Source organism: Amycolatopsis sp. NPDC051071 (genome assembly GCF_040682875.1).
Classification (GTDB): Bacteria; Actinomycetota; Actinomycetes; order Mycobacteriales; family Pseudonocardiaceae; genus Amycolatopsis.
Window position 1 is genome coordinate 1 of record NZ_JBFBBY010000299.1, and the last position, 4,212, is coordinate 4,212.

The 4,212-nt window shown below is 69.7% G+C and carries 4 protein-coding genes; 1 reads left to right on the forward strand and 3 read right to left on the reverse strand.

Annotation, left to right across the window (positions count from 1 at the left end):
• Positions 1 to 98 precede the first annotated feature (98 nt).
• From AB0M65_RS40375 to AB0M65_RS40385, 3 genes are all read right to left on the reverse strand, one after another.
• Positions 99 to 452: a hypothetical protein gene (locus AB0M65_RS40375; protein ID WP_364040800.1), complete on the reverse strand. Its 354-nt coding sequence runs from the start codon at positions 450 to 452 to the stop codon at positions 99 to 101.
• Between the two features lie 57 nt (positions 453 to 509).
• Positions 510 to 2,567, reverse strand: a complete 2,058-nt coding sequence (locus AB0M65_RS40380; RefSeq protein ID WP_364040802.1) for an ATP-dependent DNA helicase — start codon at positions 2,565 to 2,567, stop codon at positions 510 to 512.
• A gap of 125 nt (positions 2,568 to 2,692) precedes the next feature.
• Entirely contained in the window at positions 2,693 to 3,283 is a 591-nt protein-coding gene (locus AB0M65_RS40385; RefSeq protein WP_364040805.1) for a biotin transporter BioY, read from the reverse strand.
• A gap of 152 nt (positions 3,284 to 3,435) precedes the next feature.
• On the opposite strand from AB0M65_RS40385, the gene AB0M65_RS40390 reads away from it, so the two are divergent.
• The gene (locus AB0M65_RS40390; protein WP_364040808.1) at positions 3,436 to 4,110 is read left to right on the forward strand and encodes a choice-of-anchor P family protein; all 675 of its coding nucleotides are present in this window, start codon (positions 3,436 to 3,438) and stop codon (positions 4,108 to 4,110) included.
• Positions 4,111 to 4,212 lie beyond the last annotated feature (102 nt).

Below are 4,212 nucleotides of genomic sequence, written 5' to 3' on the forward strand. Positions count from 1 at the left end.
CATGATGGCCCCCTTCCTTGCGCCTAGCGCAAGGAAGGGGGCCTTCATGTACTTACGCCGCGTTTAGTCCTCTACTTGCGGGCGCACGCTGGGTGTCGCTAGTGCTTGGCGGCGTGGCCTTCGGAGCTCCAGACCACGTACGCCTCGTCGGCGTCGGTGGTCATGGCCTCGATGAACTTTTCGTTGTCGAAGCCGGGCAGTGTTTGCAGCCGCTCGATCAGCGCGTCGGCGGCGGGGTCGCCGCTGGGGATCGCGGTGCCCTTCCCGCCGGCGCCGGCGAGCATGAAGAAGACGTCTTCTTTCCACGGGCCTTCAGGGATCACTCTGACCACCACCGCGGACAGCTCTGACCACGTGACGGCTTCTTCGCTGCCGTCCGCGAGCTGGCGCCGCACTCCGGTGTCATCGACGCTGACGGTCCGGGATTGTGCGTTGGGCGACTCGTGGGACAACCGGTTCTCCCTGTCTTCGGCGTTCCGTTTACGGTACTCGGCCGTGTTCCAGACCACTCAGGCCGGGGCGGCGGCGTCGAGGCGGCGCAGCGCGTCGCGGGCGACCTTCGGGTCGGTGGTCGGCCAGAACGGCGGCAGCGAGGCACGCAGGAATCCGCCGTAGCGGGCGGTGGCCAGCCGCGAATCCAGGATCGCCACCACCCCGCGGTCACTCGTCGAGCGGTGCAGCCGTCCGGTGCCCTGCGCGAGCAGGAGCGCGGCGTGCGTGGCCGCGACACTGAGGAAACCGTTGCCGCCCCTGGCCTCCACGGCACGTTGCCGGGCGGACGAGACCGGGTCGTCGGGGCGCGGGAACGGGATGCGGTCGACCACGACGAGCTGGAGCGACGGGCCGGGCACGTCGACGCCCTGCCACAGCGACAGAGTGCCGAACAGGCAGGTGCGCACGTCTTCGGAGAACTTCTGCACCAGCAGGCCGGTGGAATCGTCGCCCTGGCAGAGGATCGGCAGGTCGAGCCGCTCCCGCATCTCCTCGGTGGCCTGTTTGGCGGCGCGCATCGAGGAGAACAGGCCGAGTGTGCGCCCGCCCGCGGCCTCGATGAGCTCGGCCAGTTCGTCCATGGTCGAAGGCTGCAGCCCGTCCCGGCCCGGCGGCGGCAGATGTTTGGCCAGGTACAGGATGCCGTTGCGCTTGTGGTCGAACGGCGAACCGACGTCGAGGCCGGTCCACTTCGGGCCATCGGCGTCGTCGGTGTCGGCCGGGGCCGCCTTGTCGGTCGCGGCACCCGGCGCCTTCTCGACCCTGGCGCCGCCCGGTGGGAGACCCCACTGCCGGGCCATGGTGTCGAACGTGCCGCCCAGTGTCAGTGTCGCGGACGTGAGAACGGTCGTGTGCTGGTTGAAGACGCGCTCGCGCAGCAGGCCTGCCACCCCGAGCGGGGCGACCTTCAGCGCGGGCGGTCGCGGATTGGTGGAGAAGCGGTCCCCGGTCAGCCAGACGACGTCGCGCTGATGTGCCTTGTCGTCGTCGAAGGCTTCGAGAAGCCGGACGGCGGTGTCGTGGACCTCTTCGAGCAGCGACCGGGCCAGTTTGCGGGCCGTGGCCCCTTCGACCTCTTCCTTCCGGTCCTTGCCGAGTGCGGTGACGCACCGGTGCGCGGCGTCGCGGACCGCCGGGATCGCGCCGGTGAGGGCCTGCGGCAGTGAGTCCATCCGGCCCGACGGCAGGTCGTCGAGGATCAGGGCCAGCCCGTCGCTCGCCTCCAGCAACTGATCGGCCACCTCGTCGTCGACCAGTTTCCCGCAGCGCCGGGCCGCGGCGGAAACCATGCCGCTGGTCAGTTCGCCGGTCGCCACGGACGTCACGCGATCGACAAGGTCGTGCGCCTCGTCGATGATCACCAGATCGTGGTCGGGCAGGACCTGGTAGCCCTGCAGCGCGTCGATCGCCAGCAGCGCGTGATTGGTGACGACGACGTCGGCCTTGCCTGCCTCAGCACGTGCCTGTTCGGCGAAGCAGTCGGTGCCGATGGGGCAGCGAGAAACACCCAGGCATTCCCTCGCTGTCACGGAGACCTGGCGCCAGGCCTGGTCCGTGACGCCGGGGACCAGTTCGTCGCGGTCGCCGGTCTCGGTGTCGGACGACCATTCCCGCAGCCGCGTGACCTCCTTGCCCAGCCGGGAGACCGCGAACGGGTCGAACAGCTGCTGGTCCTCCGGCTCGTCCGGCGCGCCGGAATCGAGCCGGTGGAGGCAGAGATAGTTGCGACGGCCCTTGAGAATCGCGAAAGTGGGCTCGCGGCCGAGTGGCTTCTTCAGCGCCTTCGCGAGCCGGGGGAGATCGCGGTCGACGAGCTGGCGCTGCAGCGCGATGGTGGCCGTCGAGACCACCACCGTCGCCTCCTTCTCGACCGCGTGCCGGATCGCGGGAACGAGGTAGGCCAACGACTTCCCGGTACCGGTGCCCGCCTGCACGGCCAGGTGCTCGCCGGTGCGGATGGCGCGACCGACCGCGTCCGCCATCTGCACCTGGCCCTCGCGCTCGGCACCACCCACGGACTCGACCGCGTGGGTCAGGAGTTCGAGGACACCGGGGAAATCAGCACGGGTGGGCACGGGACAAGACGATAGCCGGGCTCACCGTCAAGATCGCCCGCACGGTGTCATGAAAGGGTCTTTCAAGACATTTCTCGTCTTGAAAGACCCTTTCATGACATCCGGGAGGGCGGTGAAAGGACCGGTCACGCGTCCTTGCCGAGACGGGAAACCAGTGCCCAGGTGCCCGGAAGCAGCGCCGCCGCGACGGCGATCTTCAGCGCGTCCCCGATGAGGAACGGGACGACGCCCTTCCCGAGCGCGGTCGACAGGCTGTACCCGGTCGAAGCCATCAGCCACGGCACGCCGATCGAGTAGATGACGAGGTTGCCGAGCACCATCGTGCCCGCGGTGCGCAGCGGCGTACGGTCGCCGCCGCGGCCGGCGAGCGCGCCCACCAGTGCACCGGCGAAGACGAACCCGACGATGTAGCCGGCGCTCGGGCCGAACAGGCCGGACGAGCCGCTCTGGAACCAACCGAAGCCCGCCGCGCCGACGGCGAGGTACAGCGCCATCGACAGCGCGCCGCGCTTCCAGCCGAGCGCCGCGCCGACCAGCAGGGCGGCGAACGTCTGGCCGGTCATCGGCACCGGCGAGCCCGGAACGGGGATCATGATCTGCGCGGCCGCGCCGGTCAGGACGGCACCACCGGCGACCAGGATCGCGTCACGGACCAGTGCGCCGGGAACGAGGTCGGCGAGGACCGCACGACGGTCGGCCACAGACAGCGAAGACACTCAGACCTCCTATGAGTACACAAATGTGAACCGAGGTTAACGCCAGACGCCGGGTCGCGGACCGAATGTCGGCCACCTCACGGTCATCGCCGGTCCACTCGTCCGGGTGGCGTGACCCTGCGCCGGTCAGTGCCTTGCTGGAAGCTGCCAGCATGACGAAACCCAAGACGGCGCGGCGACTGCTGTCGGTGACGATGCTGACCGGAGCGCTGGTGGCGGGAGGTACGGCGTCGGCGTCGGCCGAAGCGGCGCCCGCGACGGCGTCGGCGTCGGTCGGATCGCTCGACGTGGAGGTCGGCGACGAGCACGTCGTCACGGGCGATCTCGCGCCGTGCGACGTCGACGGGCCCTTGACCGCGAAGGCGCGCGGCGGGTTCATCGGTGACTTCGCGCGGTTCGCCGGTGGCGACTCGTCCTGCGGCCGCACCGGCGCGGTGGCGGTCGGCGAGGCGTCCGGACGGCGGTTCGAGACCACCGTGCTCAAGCAGTTCGGCGGCCCGGTCATCGGGGTCCGCATGTTCAAGGCGAAGTGCAGCACCACCAAGGACGGCAGCCTCGGCTACATCGAGTTCGGCGACGTCAGCGGGTTCACGCTGCCGGAGAACGTTCCGCAGAACTACCGGCTGACCATCGCCGGCGAGAAGGGCGGGGCCGCGCTGGCGTCGCTCACGGTCAACGAGACCGTCACGCCGACACCGGCCGACGGGAGCCTCGTGACGCATATGTTGCACATCAAGCTGTTCCCGCAGGGTGGCGGACCGGCGAAGGGCGACATCTACCTCGGGACCGCGCGCTGCGATCCGTATGGCAAGAAAAAGCCCGCCTGAGCCGCCGTGCGGTCCGCTCCGGTCCGCTCCGGTCCCGGCCCCTGCCCCTGCCCCGGATGTCATGAGGGGTCCCCATAGGACACTTTTTGTCCTATGGGGACC